This window comes from Curtobacterium luteum (assembly GCF_001475545.1).
GTDB lineage: Bacteria > Actinomycetota > Actinomycetes > Actinomycetales > Microbacteriaceae > Curtobacterium > Curtobacterium luteum_A.
The window spans coordinates 15,687-34,692 of sequence record NZ_LDQC01000042.1 but is presented as its reverse complement, the minus strand read 5'-3'; the positions used below and the strand labels follow the sequence as shown (position 1 = coordinate 34,692).

The window sequence follows — 19,006 nt, the reverse complement described above, 5'->3', positions numbered from 1 at the left end:
GGTCTCAGCCTTCCGGCAGCACGCCGCTGAACGCCAAGACGGCGATCACCGTGCCACCGACGGCGAGGAAGATCCCGATCAACCGTACGAAGCCCGGCGTGAGCGGCTTCCCGTTCACCAGCTGGTCTCCCCCGATCGACTGCGCCCATCGGTTGAAGACGGCGATGGTGATGCCCCAGAGCGCGACGACGACCGCGCCGATGCCGAACCAGGTCGCGACGGTCATTCGCCCCTCCGTCGCGCGAGCTGCTGGCGCAGGTTGCGGACGAACAGGACCTCCATCGCGACGGCGACCGCGGTCAGGACCACGGCGAGGGCGCTGTTCACCGCACCCTGGCCCCGGGCCAGTACTGCGATCGGCAGACCGACCACGAGCACGGCGCACACGACGACGTTGAACCACGCGCCGACGACCCCTCCGGGGGTCCGACCGGTGCGCTCCATCCAGGGAACGGGCATGTGCCGGAAGCTACTCGTCGTGCCTGGGCCGGTGTCGTCCGATCAGCCCTGCCGGTCCTCCTCGGACTGCCACGGCAGGTTCAGGTCGCCCGGCTCCGGCTCGACGTCTCCGGCGTCGTCCGCCCCACCGGTCCCAGGCGCCGCGACGACCCGGGAGGGGTCGATGCCGTCCGCGCGGAGGTCCTCGTCGTCGCGCTGCTGCGTCTGTGACGCGACGGTCTCGCGCTCGCTCGACGGGCTGTAGGACGTGTCCGCCGCGCGCTGGGTGCGATCGTCGAGGCCGTCGGCGCCCTCGTGCTGCGCAGCGTCGCGCAGTTCGTCGTTGCGGGCGCGGTCGTCGGACTCGTCGGGACCGGGTGCCTGGGGGATGCTGTCGCTCATGGGCTGCACAGTAGGCCGGTCGCCTTCGGCAACGGTTCGGTCACGACCGCGGTCGTCCGGTTCCCGTTGTGCTGGCCGTGCGGCGACATCGCACTAGGGTCGTCGCGAGGGGGAACGACGTGGGACGAAGGACCAGGACGATCGCGGCGCTCGGGGCGACGGCGGTGGCGGTGTCGACGATGCTCGTGCTGAGCAGCTGCTCGCTGTCCGGCGGGGACGACGCCGTGCCGGCACCGACGAGGACGGCTGCCGCCGGACCCGACGGCAGTGGCTCCCGCACGGCGACACCGGCACCCACCCCGAGCGCGACTCCGGTGCTCACGCCGGGCACCGTCGCCGCCGAGACCGACGTCGTGTCGAAGTCCGGCGACACGAGCCTCCACGTGCGGATCGTGCAGCGTGAGGACGGGCTGTTCGACGCCGAGCTCTCCGACTACCGGACGACGAACCCGCAGCCGATCGCCCTGCAGTTCCGGCACCGGCCCGCCGAGTACGCCGACGGGTACGACACGGTGGTCCGGAGCCAGGTGCAGTGGAGCGGGACGTCCGTGCCGAGGAAGGTCTCGCTCGACGACGCCGGTCGGACACCGGACTACCTCTCCAGTGCGGTGCTGGTCCCGATGCCGAACGAGGACGGCTCCGAGTCCGACGACCGCCCGTGGGTCGGCTCCGTCCTGGCGATCGGTGCCCTCGACTGGACCCTCCCGAACCCCTACCCCGAGCTGGAGGTGACGGTCGGGAAGGCCCGCCCAGGCGCCTACGGCTGGGTCCGGGACGCCGACGGCACCCCGAGGACCTACGGCGTCTCGCACGGTGACGAGCTCTCGACGGTCAGCAAGCGGTTCGGCGTCACCCCGGCGCAGCTGCGCTGGATGAACCCGTACCTCGAGACGCGTGGCGCTGAGGAGTGGCTGCTCGAGGGTTCGACGCTCAACATCGACCCCGCGAACCGCTGACGTCCCCGGCCTCCGTTACGGTGGTGCAGCACCCGCACCACCTGGAGGTCCCATCGTGACGATCGTCGCCGCAGCAGACGGCTCCGCCCTCGGCAACCCCGGTCCGGCCGGCTGGGCCTGGTACGTCGACGACGACCGGTGGGCGGCGGGCGGTTGGCCGACGGCGACCAACAACCAGGGCGAACTGACCGCCGTGCTACAGCTGCTCCGTGCCACGAAGGACACCGGCGAGCCGCTGCACATCCTGTGCGACAGCCAGTACGCGATCAAGGCCTGCACCGAGTGGCTCGCGGGTTGGAAGCGCAAGGGCTGGCGGAAGGCCGACGGTAAGCCCGTCCTCAACGTCGAGATCATCAAGGAGCTCGACGCCGAACTGCAGGGCCGGAAGGTCACCTTCGAGTGGGTCCGAGGTCACGTGGGGCACGAGATGAACGAGGCCGCCGACGTCCGCGCCCGGGGTGCGGCGACTGCGTACCAGAACGGCACGGACGTGCCGCACGGCCCGGGCTGGCCGAGCGTCGAGGTCACGGAGCCGGAGCCCCTGCCGGAGGCGACCCCGCCCGCGACCCTGTTCTGATGGCACGAGCGCCGGGTCCCGACGAGGCACGGTCACTCGTCGAGTCGCGGCTCCACGCCGGCGAAGAGCTCCTCTGGGTCGGCCGGAGCGACCCGGCCCGCGTCTTCGTGGACGCCGATCGGTGGCTGATCCCGCTCAGTGTGCTGTTCTCGGCAGGACTCGCCGTCGCCGACGTTTCCGTGTACCGTTCGGGCGCCCACCCGGTGACCATCGTCGTGCTCGCAGCGCTGTCCGTCGCTGCCGCGCACGTGCTCGTCGGGCGTTTCCTCGTGAAGCGGCACCGCAAGCGGACCGACGTCTACGCGGTCACGGACCACCGAGTGCTCGTGGTGAACGAGGGCCGGGTCCGAGAGACCTCCGCCAGCCGGACCGACTGGTACGTCGACCGCTCCGCCCGTCACATCACCGTCGAGTGGGACGACTCGCGCCACCTCGACACACTCTTCCGGGGTGGGAGCGAGGCGGTACGGCAGTACGCGAACACCGGCCTCGATCTCACGCCCGAACGCGGGAACTTCGCGCTCTACGACGTCGCTGACGGCGACGCGCTGCTCGCTGCCCTGCGCCGGACTTCCCGCCAGTGACGTTGCGCAGGTCAGTCAGACAGCGCGGTCAGTAGGTCCCGTCCCGGCGGTCCTGCCGGGTGATCTGCTCACCGGACGCCGGGTCGATACCGCTCCGGGTGGTCGTCGTGGTGCGGCGGCCGCCGAACGCCACCGCGAGGCTGATGATGAGCAGCACGACGCCGGCGGCCATCAGGATGTAGCCGATCAGGCGGAGGTCGACCCCCGCGACCTGGATGTTCAGGGCGAACGCCACGATGGCGCCGATCACGATCAGGGCGATGCTCGATCCGATGCGCATGGCGGTTCCTCTCGACGGTCCCGGCCGCCGGGTGGGCCTGGGCTGCCGTCGAACGTACCCGGACGTTCGAGTGGGCGTTCCCACAGCGTGACGGTGCTCTCGAGCCGGTCGTACCGGTAGGGCTTCGTCTCCCCCGTCGGCTCGTACCCGAGCGAATGCCAGAACGGTTCCGCGACGTCGGCGTTCGTGGCGACGATCCCGAGCCGGAGCCGGGTGATCGCGACTGGCGGAGGAACCGAAGCAGAAGTAGAAGCAGAAGCAGAAGCAGAAGCAGAAGCAGAAGCCGACGCCGACGCCGACGCCGACGCCCGAGCGAACGCCACGACCTCGTCGTGCATCGCCCGTCCGAGTCCCCGCCCGTGCCGCCCACCGCGGACGACGAGCAGCCCGATGTACGCGACTTCCGGGGCCGGGTACCCGAGCAGCACGTCGCCGAAGGCCACGAGCTGGTCGCCGTCCCACAGTCCGAGGCCGTGCTTCCGCGCGGGGTCGAACCCGTCCGGGACACCGATGAGTGCGCTGAGCCCGTCGGACGGACCCGGCGGGTACCCGGTGGTGCGGGAGGCGTAGTCCGACACCGATTCGAGGAGGTCCTGCAGGGCGACGACGTCACGTGCCGCGGTCGGACCGCCCAGCGGACGGGCCACGGTACCCATCAGTCGACGTCCACCTCGGACCACCCGTCGAACCGGCCGATCTCGGTCACCCGGACGACCGCTTCGCCCGCCTCGTCGGAGGCGTCGAGGTCGATCGTCGCCGAGAACCCGAAGTCGCGATCCCCCGACGGGTCGGCGAAGGTCTGCCGAGCTCGCCACATCCGGGATCCCTCGGACAGCTGTAGGTACTCCATCGACCGCGCGTCCCCGTCGGTGCCGATCGAGTCGTGCGCCTCGTAGTACTCCTCGAGCACGTCGTCCCACGCCGACCGGTCGAACCCGCTGGTCGCGTCGAGCTGCCCGAGCCCCTCCGGGTCGTCCGCGGCGGCGAGCAGCACCCGCTGGAACAGGGCGTTGCGGACGAGCACCCGGAAGGCGCGGACGTTGCCGGTGAGCCGGGCGGGCTGCGGCGGGGCGATCTCCTCGTGCTCGGCTTCCGCCAGCGCGACGTCACCGTTGAGGAGCGCCTCCCACTCGTCGACGAGCGAGGAGTCGGTCTGCTTGACGACCTCGCCGAGCCACTCGATCAGGTCGTCGAGCTCGGGGGTGCGTTGTTCGTCGGTGATGGTCTGTCGCATGGTGCGGTACGCGTCGGAGAGGTAGCGGAGGACGAGCCCCTCCGAGCGGGTGAGCTGGTAGAACCGCACGAAGTCGCCGAAGGTCATCGCTCGCTCGTACATGTCCCGGACGACCGCCTTGGGCGACAGCGTGAAGTCGAGGACCCACGGCTGCTCGGCGGCGTAGGCCTCGTACGCGGCGGTCAACAGCTCGTCGAGCGGCTTCGGCCAGGTGACCTCCTCGAGCAGCTCCATCCGCTCCTCGTACTCGATGCCCTCCCGCTTCATGCGCGCGACCTCTTCACCGCGCTCCTTGAACTGCTGCTGCGCGAGGATCGCCCGCGGGTCGTCGAGGGTCGACTCGACGACCGACACCATGTCGAGGGCGTACGTCGGCGACGAGGGGTCGAGCAGCTCGAACGCCGCGAGCGCGAACGGCGACAGCGGCTGGTTGAGGGCGAAGTTCGGCGCGACGTCGACCGTGAGCCTGTACGACACAGGCGGCCCGGAGAACCGCTCGATCACCCGCGCGTTGACGAGCGTCCGGGCGATGGTGAGCGCCCGTCGAGCCATCGCGAGCTGCCGGGCTCGGGGTTCGTGGTTCTCGAAGACGAGCGCCCGGACGTTCTCGAAGACGGCGCCACCGCGCGCCACGACGGACAGCACCATCGCGTGCGTGATCCGCATCCGGGACACCATCGGCTCGGGTTCGGCGGCGATGAGCTTGTCGAAGGAGGCCTGTCCCCAGGAGACGAACCCGTCCGGCGCCTTCTTCTTCTTGATCTTCCCCTTCTTCTTGGGGTCGTCGCCGGCCTTCGCGAGGGCGCGGGCGTTCTCGATCTCGTGCTCGGGCGCCTCCGCCACGACGTCGCCCTCGGTGTCGTACCCGGCACGGCCGGCACGTCCGGCGATCTGGTGGAACTCACGAGCGGACAGCTGCCGCATCCGGGAGCCGTCGAACTTCGTGAGGCCGGTGAGCAGCACGGCGCGGATGGGGACGTTGATACCGACGCCGAGGGTGTCGGTCCCGCAGATCACCGGCAAGAGTCCGCGCTGCGCGAGCTGTTCGACGAGCCGTCGGTACTTCGGCAGCATCCCCGCGTGGTGGACGCCGATGCCCGCCCGGATGAGCTTCGACAGGGTCTGCCCGAAGCCGGCGCTGAACCGGAAGCCCGCGACGGCAGCAGCGATCTCGTCGCGCCGTTCGCGCGAGGCGACCTTCACCGACATGAGCGCCTGCGCCCGCTCGAGGGCCGCAGCCTGGGCGAAGTGCACGATGTAGATCGGCGCCTTGCCCTCCTCGAGCAGCCGTTCGACGGTCTCCTGCACGGGCGTCATGACGTACTCGTACGACAGCGGGACCGGCCGGGAGACACCGGTCACCCGCGCGGTCGGCCGTCCGGTGCGGCGGGACAGGTCGTCCGCGATGGTGGTGACGTCGCCGAGGGTGGCGGACATGAGGAGGAACTGGGCGCGTTCGAGCACGAGCAGCGGTACCTGCCACGCCCAGCCACGGTCGGGGTCGCCGTAGAAGTGGAACTCGTCCATCACGACGACGTCCACCTCGGCGTCGGGCCCCTGCCGCAGTGCGAGGTTGGCGAGGATCTCCGCCGTGCAGCAGACGATCGGGGCGTCGCCGTTGACGCTCGAGTCCCCCGTCACCATGCCGACGTTCTCCGCGCCGAACAGGTCGACGAGCTGGAAGAACTTCTCGGACACGAGGGCCTTGATCGGCGCCGTGTAGTAGCTCCGCTTCCCCTCGGCGAGCGCCGCGAAGTGCGCGCCGGCGGCGACGAGGGACTTCCCGGTCCCCGTGGGGGTCGAGAGGACGACGTTCGCGCCGGAGACGAGTTCGATGACCGCTTCGTCCTGCGCCGGGTAGAGCGGGCGGCCGCCCTCGGCGGCCCAGGCGGCGAAGGCCTCGTAGACGGCGTCCGGGTCGACGACACCGTCGACCGCCGCCGGCAGGGCGGCGACGAGCGGGGGCTGGGTGGTGACGTCGGTCATGCGTCCATCCTCCCAGGTGGGTGGTGACGACGAGACGGCCGGGAGGCACGGTACGGGCCCGCCCCGCGCCTCCCGTCCGGATCGTGCCGCGCCGCACGCCCCGCTCCATACGCGCGCATAGACTCGCGACATGCGCGAACTCGGCTTCCTCTCCTTCGTCCCGAACCACGGCGGCACCGCAGGTGCCGCCGCAGCGCTGGAGGACGGTCTCCGCCTCTTCGAGTCGGCCGAGTCGTTCGGCTACGGCACCGGCTGGGTGCGCGGACGACACTTCGAGCCCTTCCTGACGAGCCCGATGACGTTCTTCGCGGCCGCCGCGCAGCGCACGAGCACGATCGGGTTCGGCACCGCGGTGCTCGGCATGCGGTACGAGGACCCGGTCCGGCTCGCCGAGGACGCCAGCACGGTCGACCTGCTCAGTGGCGGGCGCGTGCAGCTCGGGATCAGCACGGGCATCGCGGGCTACGGGCCGATCCTCGACCCCGTGTTCGGCGCGGTCGACCGGAGCTTCCGGGACGAGGCCGAGGCACGCGCCGCACGACTCCTCGAGGTCCTGCAGGGGGAACCCCTCGGCACGGCGGGGAAGGGCTACGAGAGCATCCCGGCGGGCGCGGACCTGGCGCTCCAGCCACTGAGCCCCGGCCTCCGCGGGCGCGTCTGGTGGGGCGGCGGCAGCATGGGCACCGCGGTCCGCACGGCCGAGAAGGGGCTGCTGCTGCACTGCTCGACACTGAACACCGAGGACACGGGCGCGCCGTTCGCCGCGGCGCAGGCGGACCAGATCGCGGCGTACCGGGAGCGCTTCGCGGAGCTGCAGGGCACCGGCGCGCACGTCGACCGCACGCCGAAGGTCGCGGTCGGCCGGATCGTCGTCCCGCTCCTCGACGACCACGACCGCGCGGTGCACGAAGAGTTCCTGACCGGGTACGCGGCGGGGATGGACGACGAGGGTCGTCCGCTGTCCGGACCGCCGTTCCGCTTCAGCAAGGTGGTCGCGGGGTCGGTCGAGCAGATCACCGAGACGCTCCTCGCGGACCCGGCGGTGGCCGCGACGGACGAGCTCGTGGTCACCCTGCCGGCGAACGGCGACACGGCCGCGCACGAGCGCATCCTGCAGGTCGTCGCCGAGCAGGTCGCCCCGACGCTCCGGGCAGCCTGACGCTCGACGACCGGAGGGCATCCGGCGGGGCCCGCGACCGGGCTGGTGAGTTCCCCCGGGCCCCCGGCCGGATGACCATCCCGTCCCTGATCCGTACGGGATGGTGGGTCCATATTTGCACTTCGCCACGGCGTTGTCACACCGAGTTCGCGGAATCCGGCGCGTCAACGTGAACGTTCGTCATCGAATCTCGACACCGATTGACACGTTGCCGACCGCAGAACGACGAATGCGCCCCCGCGCAGAGCGTGGGGGCGCATCCTGGACACACCGGTGCCGTCCGGGCTGACCGATCGGATCAGGAGATCGGCTCGCACGCACGACGGCACCGTTCGTGGTGTGTGCGCGACCGGTAACCAGCCGGCACGCGCGGGATCATGTTACTGAATGCACCACGCGCGCGCGCGGAAACCGGATGTGATCACTGCTCCAGTTCGAGGGTCGTGGTGCCGGCCTCGTCGGTCACCGACGCCCCGACGTGCAGGGTGAAAACCCCTGGCTCGTACGCCCACACACCGTCCCAGTGCGCGAACGCGCGGGCCGGGACCTCGATCGACACCTCGGTCGAGGCACCGGCGTCGAGGCGCACCGGGGCGAAGCCGACGAGCCAGCGGACCGGCCGGTCGACCGCGGAGTCGGCGCGCGAGGCGTAGACCTGCACGACGTGCTTGCCGGCGCGCGCACCGGTGTTGGCGACCGTCGCGGTGACGATGACGGCGTCGCCCTCGCGGACCGTGGGGGTCGCCGCGACACCGTCGATCGTCCAGGTCGTGTAGCCGAGGCCGTGACCGAACGGGTACGCCGGCTCGGTTCCGGCGCGGAGCCACGCTCGGTAGCCGATGTGGACGCCCTCGTCGTAGGCGACCTTCCCGTGGACCGGCGTGACGTTCGACACGGGGACGTCCTCGAGCGTCGCGGGCCAGGTCGTGGGCAGGCGCCCGCCGGGCTCCGCGGCACCGGTCAGCACGTCGGCGAGCGCGTTGCCGTACTCCTGCCCGCCGAACCAGGTCAGGAGCACCGCAGCGACGTCGTTGCGCCACGGCATCTCGACCGGGGAGCCGGAGTTGACCACCACGACCGTGTTCGGGTTGGCGGCGGCCACGGCACGGACGAGGTCGTCCTGGTGTCCGGGCAGTGCGAGCGAGTCACGGTCGTAGCCCTCGGACTCGACCTTGCTGTTCGTGCCCACGACCACGACCGCGACGTCGGCACCGGTGGCGGTGCGGACGGCCTCCTCGATCAGGTCGGCCGGGTCCGCGTCGCTCGGCTCGGTGCCGAACTGGTACGCGAGCACCCCGCCGAGGGCCTCGTCCTGGACGACGTCGTACTCGATGCGGATCGCGACCTGCTGGCCGGCCTCGACCTCGACCGGGACGGAGCGCGCCGGCGGGTTGAGGAAGGCGGCGCCGAGCTGGTCGCCCTCGACACCGACGAACTCGTCGAGCACGAGCGTGCCGTCGATCCACATGCGCGAGTGCCCCGCCGCGCCGATGCCGATCCGGACGGTGCCGGTCGTCGGAGCGGTGTAGGTGGTGGTGATGTCGAGTCGGTCCGCCTCGCGGGTCGGTGCGTCGCCGCCGAACCAGAACAGCGCGGTCGCCCGGCGGTCCTCGACGAAGATCTCCTCGCCGTCACGCACGAACGCGACGCGCGCACCCGGCTCGCCGGTCGCCGGGTTCGTGATGGTCGACAGCGGGAACTCGGCGATGCCCTCCTGCACGACGGCGCCGATGGCGTGGTCGACCGTCGCGCCCGGGAACGCGGCGCGGATGCCCTCGACGGGCGTCACGACGTGCGACGGCACGACGGTGGCGGAGCCGCCGCCCTGGCTGCGGGCCTGGTCGGCGTTGTGCCCGAGCAGCGCGACACGCGACACGGCAGCCGGGTCGAGCGGCAGGATCCCGGTGTTGCGGACGAGGACGGTACCCTCGGCCTCGGCCTCGCGGACGAACGCGACGCCGTCCTCGACGTGCACGGGTTCCGCGGCGACCGGCTCGAAGCCCTCGATGGCCCCGACCCGGGCAGCCAGGGTCAGGATGCGACGGACCTTGCGGTCGATGTCGGCCTCGGGGACGTCGCCGGAGCGCACGGCGTCGAGCAGCGGCCCCTCGCTCCACCACGGGTTCGGCCCGGGCATCGCGACGTCCTGGGACGCCTTCGCCGAGTCGACGGAGCGGACGCCGGTCCAGTCGGAGACGACGATGCCGTCGAAGCCCCACTCGGAGTTGAGCGGCGTCTCGAGCAGGTCGTTCTCCGACGCGGTCACGCCGTTGATCGCGTTGTAGGACGACATGATCGCCCAGGCGTGCGCCTCGGTGACGGCCTTCTCGAACGCGAGCAGGTAGAGCTCGCGGAGGGCCCGGTCGGACACCTCGGTCGAGGCGGTGAAGCGGTCGGTCTCGTAGTCGTTGGCGATGTAGTGCTTCGGTGTCGCGGCGACGCCGTTCTCCTGCACGCCCTCGACGTAGCTGGCAGCGAGGTCGGCGGTGAGCACCGGGTCCTCGCTGAACGCCTCGAAGTGCCGACCGCCGAGGGGCGAGCGGTGCAGGTTGATCGTCGGGCCGAGGACGACGTCGACGCCCTTGCGCCGCGCCTCCACCGCAGCCGCGGCGCCGTAGCGCTTGGCGATCGCGCGGTCCCAGCTCGCGGACAGCGCGGTGGCGGACGGCAGGTTGAGCGAGGGGTCGCGCTCGTCCCACACCTCGCCGCGGACGCCGGAGGGCCCGTCGGACATGAGGATGCGGCGGAGCCCGATCTTCTCGATCGGCCAGGTGGTCCAGAAGTCACGTCCGGTGAGCAACTGCACCTTCTCCTCGACGGTCAGCTGGTCGAGGAGCGCCTCGATGCGCTCGGTCAGCGGACTGGAGGCACGGGTCGTCTCGTTCACGGTGGTCACGATGATCGGTCCTTTCGTGGGTGGGCGGGCGTCAGCGCACGCCGCGGATGCGGGAGACGGAGGCGATGCCGAGCAGGCCGACCACCGCTCCGGTGATGAAGAAGCCGCTGTAGCCGCCGGTCAGGGCGATCACGCCAGGGGCCGCCGCCGGGACGATCGACTGCGGGAGGGCCTGCGCGATGTTCACGACACCGAGGTCCTTCGCGTTGTCCTGGTCGGAGGGCAGCACGTCGGTGATGAGCGCGAGGTCGACCGCGTAGAAGACACCCATGCCGGCGCCCATGACGAACTCGCCGACGAGCACCAACGACAGCGACGGAGCGAGCGCGATGAGCACGAGACCCACGACCCCGACGACGCCCGCGACCGCCACGAAGAGCTTGCGCCGCCCGAGGCGGTCGGACAGCCAGCCGGCCACGAGCGAGGTCAGGACGATCCCGACGACGTTCCACAGCGTGCCCTGGAAGACCGCGTTCGCGAGGTTCGCCTCGTTCACTCCGATGTCGTCGCGCAGGAAGTACGTGAGGTAGGAGACCGCGGTGTACTGCGCGGCGACCATCATGAAGCGGGTCAGCCAGGCCCAGCCGAGGTCCGGGTGCTTGACCGGGTTGAAGACGAACGACCCGAAGAGCTGTCCGACGCCGAGCCTCGTGGTCGGGCGGTTCACGAGCACGCGGTCACGGAAGAGCACGGCGTAGAGCACGACGAGGGCCGACCCGATCGCCCCGGGGACGATCATCTGCGTGGCCGAGGTCGTGAAGAGCTGCACGAGGAAGGTGCCGCCGACGAGCGCGAGGTTCTGCGCCAGTCCGAGGAGCGCGGCGACGCGGCCGCGCTGCGAGCGGGTGACGTGGTCCGGCATGACCGCCGTGAGTGCGGCGATCGTCGCGTTGTACGCGATCTGCGCGACGCCCCAGGCGACCACGAGGACGACGACGGAGGACGTCGTCGCGACGGCCACGAGGGCTGCGAAGCCGACCACGGTGCCACCGATGATCCACGGGCGACGCATGCCGAGCCTCCCGGCCGTCCGGTCGCTCAGGCGACCGGCCAGGGGGTTGGCGACCATCGCCGCGAACGCGCCGATGCCGAGGGCGGTGCCGAGCACGCCGGCCTGGTTCTGCGGCGCGATCTCCGCGACCTTGAGCGCCATCGCGACGAGCACGGGCGGCAGGAGGGCGATGAACAGGCCGAACATCGCGATCGGCATGCCGAGCGTGTACATCAGCGGGTTGCCCCGACCGCGTGTGGGAGCGACTGCGGTGGGGGTGTCGGCCATGGTCAGGGCGTCGTTGGCCACTGGGTCCTTCTTCCGGGTACGCCACCAGCGCCGGTGACTCGCACGCCTTCCTCGGCGGCTCCGATCACGGTAGCACCCAAAACCTACTTCCGCTTGGTTTATCCCGGGTGCTGCGAGCGGTATGGTCACCGCATGGCACGACGGGGTTCGTACGCAAAGGGCATCGCGAAGCGCGAGGAGATCCTCACGATCGCGCTCGACCTCGTCGCCGTCAACGGCTTCCGCCGCACCAGCATCAAGGACATCGCCGACGCCGTGGGGCTGACCCAGGCCGGACTGCTGCACTACTTCGACTCCAAGGACGAGCTGTGGGTCGAGGTGCTCAAGCGCCGCGACGCGATCGACGACGCGCACGACTGGCAGGCGTCGGACCCGGCCGAGCTCCTCGCCGCGGTGGTGCGGCACAACGCCGAGGTCCCGGGGCTCGTGCAGATGTTCGTGAACCTGTCCGCAGCGGCCGCGACCGACCCGGAGCACGCGGCGCACGACTACTTCCAGCAGCGCTACGAGAACGGCCGCAGGACGATGGCCGGGCAGCTCCGCGAGATGCAGGACGCCGGACGGCTCCGTGCCGGCATCGACACCGAGGCCCTGGCGAGCATCATGCTCGCGGTGTCGGACGGCATGCAGATCCAGTGGCTCTACGACCCGTCGCGGGACATGGCGGCGCACGTCGAGCTCATCGCGCAGCTCGCCGTGACGCAGGCCGAGGCCGGCGTCACCGACTGACGAGCACCGAGCGCAGCGGGCGCATCAGTGGACGCCGCCGTGGCGCACGTCGCGCTGCGCGCGCCACGACGGCGTACGCCACGACGGCGCACGCCGCACGCGTCCGCTGCGCGCGTCAGCTGCGCCGGAGCTCCGGGAAAGCGTCCTCGCGCCACTCCCCCGCGACCGGGACCCCGGCCGCGGCCGCCCGCTCCTCGCGCTCCCGCAGCTCGACCCGGCGGATCTTGCCCGAGATCGTCTTCGGCAGCTCCGCGAACTCGACGCGGCGGACCCGGGCGAACGCGGGGAGCGCCGTCCGCGCGTGCTGCAGGACCTGCAGGGCGGTGTCCGCGTCCCCGACCCACCCCGCGGCGAGCGTCACGTACGCCTTGACGATGTTGAGCCGGGCGGCGTCCGGAGCGGGCACGACCGCGCTCTCGGCGACCGCGGGGTGCTGGAGCAGGGCGCTCTCGACCTCGAACGGCGACACCTTGTAGTCCGACGACTTGAACACGTCGTCGGTGCGACCGATGAACGTCAGCTGCCCGTCGGCGTCACGCGAGGCGATGTCCCCGGTGTGGAAGAACCCGTCGCGCATGGCGACCTCGGTGCGGTCGGGGTCCCCGAGGTAGCCGGACATGAGGTTCAGCGGGCGGCGGGTCAGGTCGAGGCAGACCTCGCCCTCATCGGTCCGCTCGCCGGTGAGCGGGTCGAGGAGGACGACCTCAACACCGGGCAGCGGCGTACCCATCGCCCCGGGGGTGACGGGAGCGCCGGGCGGGTTGCCGATGATCGCCGTGGTCTCGGTCTGGCCGTAGCCGTCGCGGATCGTCAGGCCCCAGGCGTCGGCGACCCGCGAGATCACCTCGGGGTTGAGCGGCTCACCGGCGGAGACGACCTCGCGGAGCGCCCGCGGCCGGGCCCCGAGGTCGCCCTGCAGCATCATCCGCCAGGCTGTCGGCGGCGCGCAGAAGGACGTCACCTCGTGCCGGTCGAGTGCGGCGAGCAGCGCCACCGGGTCGAACCGCGGGGTGTCGTGCACGAAGATGGTGGCCTCGGCGATCCACGGCGCGAAGAAGCAACTCCACGCGTGCTTGCCCCAGCCGGGCGAGCTGATCGCGAGGTGGACGTCGCCCGGGCGGACGCCGATCCAGTGCATGGTGCTGAGGTGCCCGACCGGGTACGAGGTCTGCGAGTGCACGACCATCTTCGGCTTCGACGTCGTCCCCGAGGTGAAGTACACCAGGCAGGGGTCGGTCGCGAGGGTCCGGACCACGGGTCGGACCTCGCCCGCGGGCGCGGGCTCGCCGAGGTCGGTCGGGTAGCTCGTCCATCCGTCGATCGGGTCCCCGACGGCGATGCGCGAGAAGTCGCCGTGCACGCCGTCGAACTTGGCGGTCTCCGAGGCGTTCGTCACGACGTGTGCGACGGCACCACGGTCGACGCGGTCCTGCAGGTCGGCGGTGTCGAGCATCGTGGTCGTCGGCAGGATCACCGCGCCGACCTTCATCACCGCGAGCATCGTCTCCCAGATCTCGAGCTGGTTGCCGAGCATGAGGAGCACGTGGTCGCCCTTCCGGACGCCGTGCGCGTGCAGGAACGCCGCGAGCCGGTCCGACCGCGCCGCCATCTCGGCGTAGCTGAACCGCCGGTCGCGCTCGGCGTCGACGAGGTGGAGCGCGGTGCGGTCGCTGCCGCGGGCGATGACGTCGAACCAGTCGTCCGCCCAGTTGAACGTCTCGCCGACGTCGGGCCAGGTGAAGCCGGCACGGGCCTGGTCGGCGGAGGCCGCGTCGAGGAGCTGGTCACGCGCGGCACGGAAGGCGGCGGTCACGTCGGGAGAGGACACCGTACGATCATGCCCGATGCTGCTGCGCGCAGGCGCGCCGGCCGGGAGGCCCGTGCAGCGTCCGGCGGACAGGTACCGCCCGTGCCTGGTTGCGTCCACCCCGCGCCGGGCAGGATGAGGGGGTACGCAAGACTCGACGAAGAGGAGACGCGATGACGCGCGTGGTGGTCACCGGAGGCAGCGGGAAGCTCGGACGGGCCGTGGTCCGGCACCTGGACGAGCACGGGTACGACGTGGTGCTCGTGGACCGGGTGCCCTCGCCGGACAAGCCCGAGCGGGTGCCGTTCATCCGCACCGACCTCACCGACCACGGACAGGTCCTGAACGTGCTGCTCGGGGTGGACGACCGGTACGACCACGTCGACGCCGTGGTGCACCTCGCCGCCGTGCCCGCTCCGGGGCAGGTTCCGGACGTGGCCCTCATCACGAACAACGCGACGTCGTCGATCAACGTCTTCCACGCCGCTCGCCAGGCCGGGATCAAGAACGTGGTGTGGGCGTCGAGCGAGACCCTGCTCGGCATCCCGATGGGCGAGCACCACCCGCCGTACCTGCCCGTGGACGAGGAGTTCCCGGTCCGCCCGCAGTCCTCGTACTCCCTCGGCAAGGCCGTGGAGGAGGAGATGGCCCGCCACTTCACCCGGTGGGACCCGGAGCTGAAGATGATCGGCCTCCGGTTCTCGAACGTCATGGACGAGACCGACTACCCGGCGTTCCCGTGGGACGCGACCCCGGAGGCGAAGACCTTCAACCTGTGGTCGTACATCGACTCCCGCGACGGCGCCCAGGCTGTCCGGCGCGCCCTCGAGGCGGACCTCACCGGGTTCGAGGCGTTCGTGATCGCGAGCCCCGACACCGTGATGGACACCCCGACGATCGAGCTCGTCGAGCGCTTCGTCCCGGACATCGAGCGTCGGAGCGACATCGACGGCGTCAGCTCGCTGCTCTCGAGCGAGAAGGCCCGCGAGCTGCTCGGCTACGCGCCCGAGCACAGCTGGCGCGACCACCGCAGCTGAGCCCGGTCACGCCTGCCCGGGCGGCCGCCGCTCGGGCAGCCTCCCGGTCAGGCCGGGAGCAGGAGTCCGTCGAGGACGAGGTCGCGCGCCCGCGGCAGCAGGTCGGCCACGAGCGCGTCCTCGTCCACGCCCGTGATCTGCGCGATCGCACCGATGATCGCCCGCACCGACAGCTCGCCGTCGCACGCGCCAGCGAACGCGGCGAGCGCCGTGTCCGCGTCGACCCGACGTCCGAACCCACCACCCTGGACGAGCGTCATCACGGTCGGGTCGTCGTTGCCCGGCCAGTAGAAGCGTTCCTCGGTGACGTCACCGGCGACGCGCAGGTGCGCGGCGCCGAGCGCCTCGTCGTCGTGCGCGGCGAGCCAGTCGGCCGCGTCGAGGACGCGCGCGACGGTGGCGCCGAGCCCCGCGGGGTTGGACCCGAGCACCTCGGGGACGCGCTCGAAGCGGCGGAGGCGGGGCGTGCCTCCCGGCCGGTCGTCCGCAGCCGGAGGCCGCCGCACGACGACGTACCCGAAGCCGACGCCGGTGACGCGGCGGTCGCGGAAGTCGTCGAGCCAGGCGTCCACCAGGTCGTCGAACTCGGCGCTGCCGGGCTTCGTCCCGCCGTCGCGGATCCAGGTCTCCGCGTAGGCGGGCGGGTCCTCGCGCTCCCGCTCGACCACCCAGGCGTCGAGGCCGGAGTCCGCGAACCAGGACCGCACCCGGTCGAGTCCGTCGGAGCCCCAGCGGTACTCCCAGTTGCCGAGGAGCTGCGCCGTCCCGCCGGGTTCGAGGTGCTCGCCGAGGCCGCGGAGGACGGTCTCGACGAGAGCGTCGCCCACCATCCCGCCGTCGCGGTACTCGTAGGACGGGACGCCCTCGCGGCGGGGCGTGATGACGAACGGCGGGTTCGAGACGATCCGGTCGAAGCGTTCTCCGGCGACGGGCTCGAACAGGGAGCCGAGCCGGAACTCGATGCCGTCCAACCCGTTCAGTGCGACGTTGCAGCGGGCGATGTCGAGCGCGCGGCGGGAGATGTCGGTGGCGACGACCTCGTCGGCGAAGCGGCGAGCGTGCATGGCCTGGATGCCGCACCCGGTGCCGAGGTCGAGCACCCGACGGACCCGGACGGGCACCTGGAGGCCGGACAGCGTGGTGGTGGCCCCGCCGATGCCGAGCACGTGCTCCTCCCCCAGTGCCGTGCCGAGGGCGAGCTCGCCGAGGTCCGACACGATCCACCAGCTGCCGGCACCGAGGTCGTCGACGAAGGCGTACGGGCGGAGGTCGACCGTCGGGTGGACGAGCGCGTCGGCCGGGTCGAGCGGGAGTCCGGAGTCGTCGGTGGTCGCCGTGTCGTGCCGCAGCAGCCCGGCCTCGACGACCCGGTCGACACCGGCCGTCGGGAACGCGGCGTCGGCGTGGGCACGCGAGACGGGGAGTCCGAGGACGAAGAGCGTGGCGAGGGTGGCGAGCGGCGAGGACTCCCGTGCGGCGAGGGCTAGGAGCGCCGCCACCCGCGATCCCCGGTGCAGGGAGGCCGCGGCCTCGGCCCCCCACAGGGAGTCGAGACGTTCGACGGTGAAGCCGGCCGCCTGGAGGTCGGCAGCGATCGCGGCGACGGCGTCGGGCTCCGTGCGGATCGTGGGGAGCGCGTGCGCGGCGCGCGCAGTGGACCCGCTCCGGCTCGTGGACCCGCTGCGGGCCACGGACCCGTCGCGGGTCATGCCGGCACCTCGTCCCGCATGAGGGCCGCGGGGACCTCCCATGCCGCGACGAGGTCGAGCAGACCCGGGAACCGCTGCTGCACCTCGTCGGTGCGCACCCGGCTCGACCGGACGAGGCCCTCCTGGTGCTGTTCGAGCAGGCCGGCCTCGCGCAGGACGCGGAAGTGGTGCGTCAGCGTCGACTTCGGCCGGTCGATGCCGACCCAGCCGCAGCTCCGCACCCCGCCGGCGGCATCGATCAGGTACCGGTGCAGGATGGCGAGGCGGATCGGGTCGCTCAGGGCGTCGAGCACGACGGGCAGGTCCATCTCGGCGACGGTCGGCTGGGGCAGCCGCTCCGGGGCATCGACGTTCGCGGGCATGCACGAGACGGTAGCACCGTTCACGATGCTGTACGAGTTGCGTCGTACAGGGGACTGCGGTACGAATGCAGTCGTACAAGACCTCCTCGGAAGGGTGCTCATGCAGCAGTCAGCTCGCTCGGTCGCCGGGTTCTGGATCCTCGCCGCGGTGCTCCTCGCCGCGATGGCTTCCTCCTCGGTGCCGTCGCCCATCTACCCCGTCTACGCGGCCGAGTGGCACCTCACCCCGCTCATGCTCACAGCGGTGTTCGCGATCTACGTCGCCGGACTGCTCGTCACGATGCTCGTCGCCGGACGCCTGTCCGACCACGTCGGCCGGAAGCCGGTGCTGTTCGCAGGTGGCCTGCTGCTCGTGGCCTCCCTCGTGCTCTTCACCCGGGCCGACGGACTCACGGCCCTCATCGTCGACCGCATCGTCCAGGGCGTGGCGGTCGGCCTGCTGATCGGCGCCCTCGGGGCCGCGCTCATCGACCACTCCCTCGAGCGCTTCCCGTCCCTCGCCGGCGTGCTCAACGGCGCCGTCCCGCCGTTCGCCCTCGCGACCGGCGCACTCTCGAGCGGCGCCCTCGTCGAGTGGGGGCCCGCCCCCGAACAGCTCGTCTACGTGGTGTTCGGTGCGCTGCTGCTCGTCCTGGTGATCGCCCTCGTCGTCGTCCCCGAGCGGGTCACCCGCCGACCGGGCGCACTCCGGTCGCTCCGCCCGACGGTGTCCGTGCCGCGGGACTCGCGCGTCCTGTTCCCCAGCGTCGCCGGGTCACTCGTCGCGAGCTGGGCGCTCGGTGGCCTCTTCCTCTCGCTCGTGCCCTCGGCGCTCGGCGCGGTGTTCGGCATCCGGGACCACTTCGCCGCCGGGGCGCTCATCGCCGTCGTGACCGGGGTCGGCGGGCTCACCGGTCTCGCGATCCAGCGTCTCGACACCCGCCGCAGCCTGCTGCTCGGGCTCGTCGCGCTCATCGTCGGCCCGATCGTCACCGTGTCGTTCGTGTTCGCGCACTCGCTGCCCGGCCTCGTCGTCGGGAGCGCGATCGCCGGCATCGGGTTCGGTGCCGGGTTCCAGGCGCCGCTCCGGATGCTGCTCGCGACCGCCGCCCCGACGCACCGTGCAGGGCTCCTGTCGACGATCTACATCGTGAGCTACCTGGCCTTCGGCGTCCCTGCCGTCGTCGCGGGTCTCGTCGAGCCGGCGTTCGGCTTCGTGCCCGTGCTCGCCGGCTACGGGGCGTTCATCGTCCTCGCCGCCGCGACCGCCCTGGTCCTGCAGCTCGTGTCGGTCCGACGGGCTGTGGTCGAGGAGCAGGCTGCTTCGGTCGTGGAACGCACGGCCACCGGCTCCGTCCGGACCTGCCCCGAGCGGGGCGCCGCGGCCGCCGACTGAGCTCGCTGCCCGCTCGAGGAACCGGTGCCGAGCAGGTGAAGCGCTGGTCGATAGAATCGCACGGTTCTGATGCAGGGAGCGAAATCTTCTGTCGCGCTCAGGCGTAGATGCGAGACCACGGGAGGACTCCGGCCGCGGCCGGAGCCCTCCGCCTTATTTGACGGCCGCTCGCACT

18 protein-coding genes are annotated in these 19,006 nt (G+C 71.6%); 7 read left to right on the top strand and 11 right to left on the bottom strand.

The genetic code is table 11. The features are described 5' to 3' along the window. Positions 1-4 precede the first annotated feature (4 nt). The 3 genes from NS184_RS07930 to NS184_RS07920 are packed head-to-tail and all read right to left on the bottom strand — an operon-like array spanning position 5 to position 840. Positions 5-226, bottom strand: a complete 222-nt coding sequence (locus tag NS184_RS07930) for a hypothetical protein (protein ID WP_058725580.1) — start codon at positions 224-226, stop codon at positions 5-7. After that, positions 223-459, bottom strand: a complete 237-nt coding sequence (locus NS184_RS07925; RefSeq protein ID WP_152998121.1) for a hypothetical protein — start codon at positions 457-459, stop codon at positions 223-225. The genes NS184_RS07930 and NS184_RS07925 overlap by 4 nt, the downstream gene beginning before the upstream one ends. 42 nt (positions 460-501) lie before the next feature. Next, the gene (locus NS184_RS07920) at positions 502-840 is read right to left on the bottom strand and encodes a hypothetical protein (protein WP_058725578.1); all 339 of its coding nucleotides are present in this window, start codon (positions 838-840) and stop codon (positions 502-504) included. A 119-nt stretch (positions 841-959) separates the two neighbouring features. Here NS184_RS07920 and NS184_RS07910 point away from each other — a divergent pair, with 119 nt between their 5' ends. The 3 genes from NS184_RS07910 to NS184_RS07900 are packed head-to-tail and all read left to right on the top strand — an operon-like array spanning position 960 to position 2,957. Further along, positions 960-1,796: a LysM peptidoglycan-binding domain-containing protein gene (locus tag NS184_RS07910; RefSeq protein WP_152998120.1), complete on the top strand. Its 837-nt coding sequence runs from the start codon at positions 960-962 to the stop codon at positions 1,794-1,796. Positions 1,797-1,851: 55 nt separating this feature from the next. Then, the gene (locus NS184_RS07905) at positions 1,852-2,373 is read left to right on the top strand and encodes a ribonuclease H family protein (protein WP_058725575.1); all 522 of its coding nucleotides are present in this window, start codon (positions 1,852-1,854) and stop codon (positions 2,371-2,373) included. After that, complete coding sequence (locus NS184_RS07900) at positions 2,373-2,957, top strand: hypothetical protein (protein ID WP_058725574.1); 585 nt, start codon at positions 2,373-2,375, stop codon at positions 2,955-2,957. The genes NS184_RS07905 and NS184_RS07900 overlap by 1 nt, the downstream gene beginning before the upstream one ends. Before the next feature lie 28 nt (positions 2,958-2,985). Here the strand turns inward: NS184_RS07900 and NS184_RS07895 are convergent, their stop codons facing one another. From NS184_RS07895 to NS184_RS07885, 3 genes are read right to left on the bottom strand one after another with little or no spacing between them, the layout of a single operon-like run. Then, the gene (locus NS184_RS07895) at positions 2,986-3,237 is read right to left on the bottom strand and encodes a DUF6458 family protein (RefSeq protein WP_058725573.1); all 252 of its coding nucleotides are present in this window, start codon (positions 3,235-3,237) and stop codon (positions 2,986-2,988) included. Then, positions 3,210-3,884, bottom strand: coding sequence for a GNAT family N-acetyltransferase (locus NS184_RS18295; protein ID WP_193750423.1), 675 nt, complete (start codon positions 3,882-3,884; stop codon positions 3,210-3,212). Before NS184_RS18295 ends, NS184_RS07895 begins: the two co-directional genes overlap by 28 nt. Before the next feature lie 8 nt (positions 3,885-3,892). After that, positions 3,893-6,457: a DEAD/DEAH box helicase gene (locus tag NS184_RS07885; protein ID WP_058725571.1), complete on the bottom strand. Its 2,565-nt coding sequence runs from the start codon at positions 6,455-6,457 to the stop codon at positions 3,893-3,895. A gap of 130 nt (positions 6,458-6,587) precedes the next feature. Between NS184_RS07885 and NS184_RS07880 the strand changes: the two genes are divergently transcribed. Next, positions 6,588-7,616 carry an LLM class flavin-dependent oxidoreductase gene (locus NS184_RS07880; protein ID WP_058725570.1) on the top strand — a complete coding sequence of 343 codons (1,029 nt, stop codon included), beginning with the start codon at positions 6,588-6,590 and terminating at the stop codon, positions 7,614-7,616. Between the two features lie 421 nt (positions 7,617-8,037). Here NS184_RS07880 and NS184_RS07875 read toward each other — a convergent pair whose 3' ends face one another. Both NS184_RS07875 and NS184_RS07870 read right to left on the bottom strand, forming a co-directional pair. Next, positions 8,038-10,512, bottom strand: a complete 2,475-nt coding sequence (locus NS184_RS07875; protein ID WP_058725569.1) for a glycoside hydrolase family 3 protein — start codon at positions 10,510-10,512, stop codon at positions 8,038-8,040. Between the two features lie 31 nt (positions 10,513-10,543). Beyond that, entirely contained in the window at positions 10,544-11,812 is a 1,269-nt protein-coding gene (locus tag NS184_RS07870) for an MFS transporter (RefSeq protein ID WP_058725568.1), read from the bottom strand. A 132-nt stretch (positions 11,813-11,944) separates the two neighbouring features. On the opposite strand from NS184_RS07870, the gene NS184_RS07865 reads away from it, so the two are divergent. Beyond that, entirely contained in the window at positions 11,945-12,541 is a 597-nt protein-coding gene (locus NS184_RS07865) for a TetR/AcrR family transcriptional regulator (RefSeq protein WP_058725567.1), read from the top strand. Between the two features lie 115 nt (positions 12,542-12,656). Here the strand turns inward: NS184_RS07865 and NS184_RS07860 are convergent, their stop codons facing one another. Further along, entirely contained in the window at positions 12,657-14,369 is a 1,713-nt protein-coding gene (locus tag NS184_RS07860) for an AMP-binding protein (RefSeq protein ID WP_152998118.1), read from the bottom strand. Positions 14,370-14,521: 152 nt separating this feature from the next. Between NS184_RS07860 and NS184_RS07855 the strand changes: the two genes are divergently transcribed. Then, on the top strand, positions 14,522-15,385 hold the full coding sequence (locus NS184_RS07855) for an NAD-dependent epimerase/dehydratase family protein (RefSeq protein ID WP_058725565.1): 864 nt from the start codon (positions 14,522-14,524) through the stop codon (positions 15,383-15,385). A gap of 47 nt (positions 15,386-15,432) precedes the next feature. On the opposite strand, the gene NS184_RS07850 is transcribed toward NS184_RS07855, so the two are convergent. Both NS184_RS07850 and NS184_RS07845 read right to left on the bottom strand, forming a co-directional pair. After that, a complete protein-coding gene (locus NS184_RS07850) occupies positions 15,433-17,094 on the bottom strand; it encodes a DUF7059 domain-containing protein (protein ID WP_083513540.1) in 1,662 nt (553 codons plus the stop codon). Next, positions 17,091-17,456, bottom strand: a complete 366-nt coding sequence (locus NS184_RS07845; RefSeq protein ID WP_058725564.1) for an ArsR/SmtB family transcription factor — start codon at positions 17,454-17,456, stop codon at positions 17,091-17,093. The genes NS184_RS07850 and NS184_RS07845 overlap by 4 nt, the downstream gene beginning before the upstream one ends. A 100-nt stretch (positions 17,457-17,556) precedes the next feature. On the opposite strand from NS184_RS07845, the gene NS184_RS07840 reads away from it, so the two are divergent. Next, the gene (locus tag NS184_RS07840) at positions 17,557-18,831 is read left to right on the top strand and encodes an MFS transporter (RefSeq protein ID WP_058725615.1); all 1,275 of its coding nucleotides are present in this window, start codon (positions 17,557-17,559) and stop codon (positions 18,829-18,831) included. The last annotated feature ends 175 nt before the right edge of the window (positions 18,832-19,006 follow it).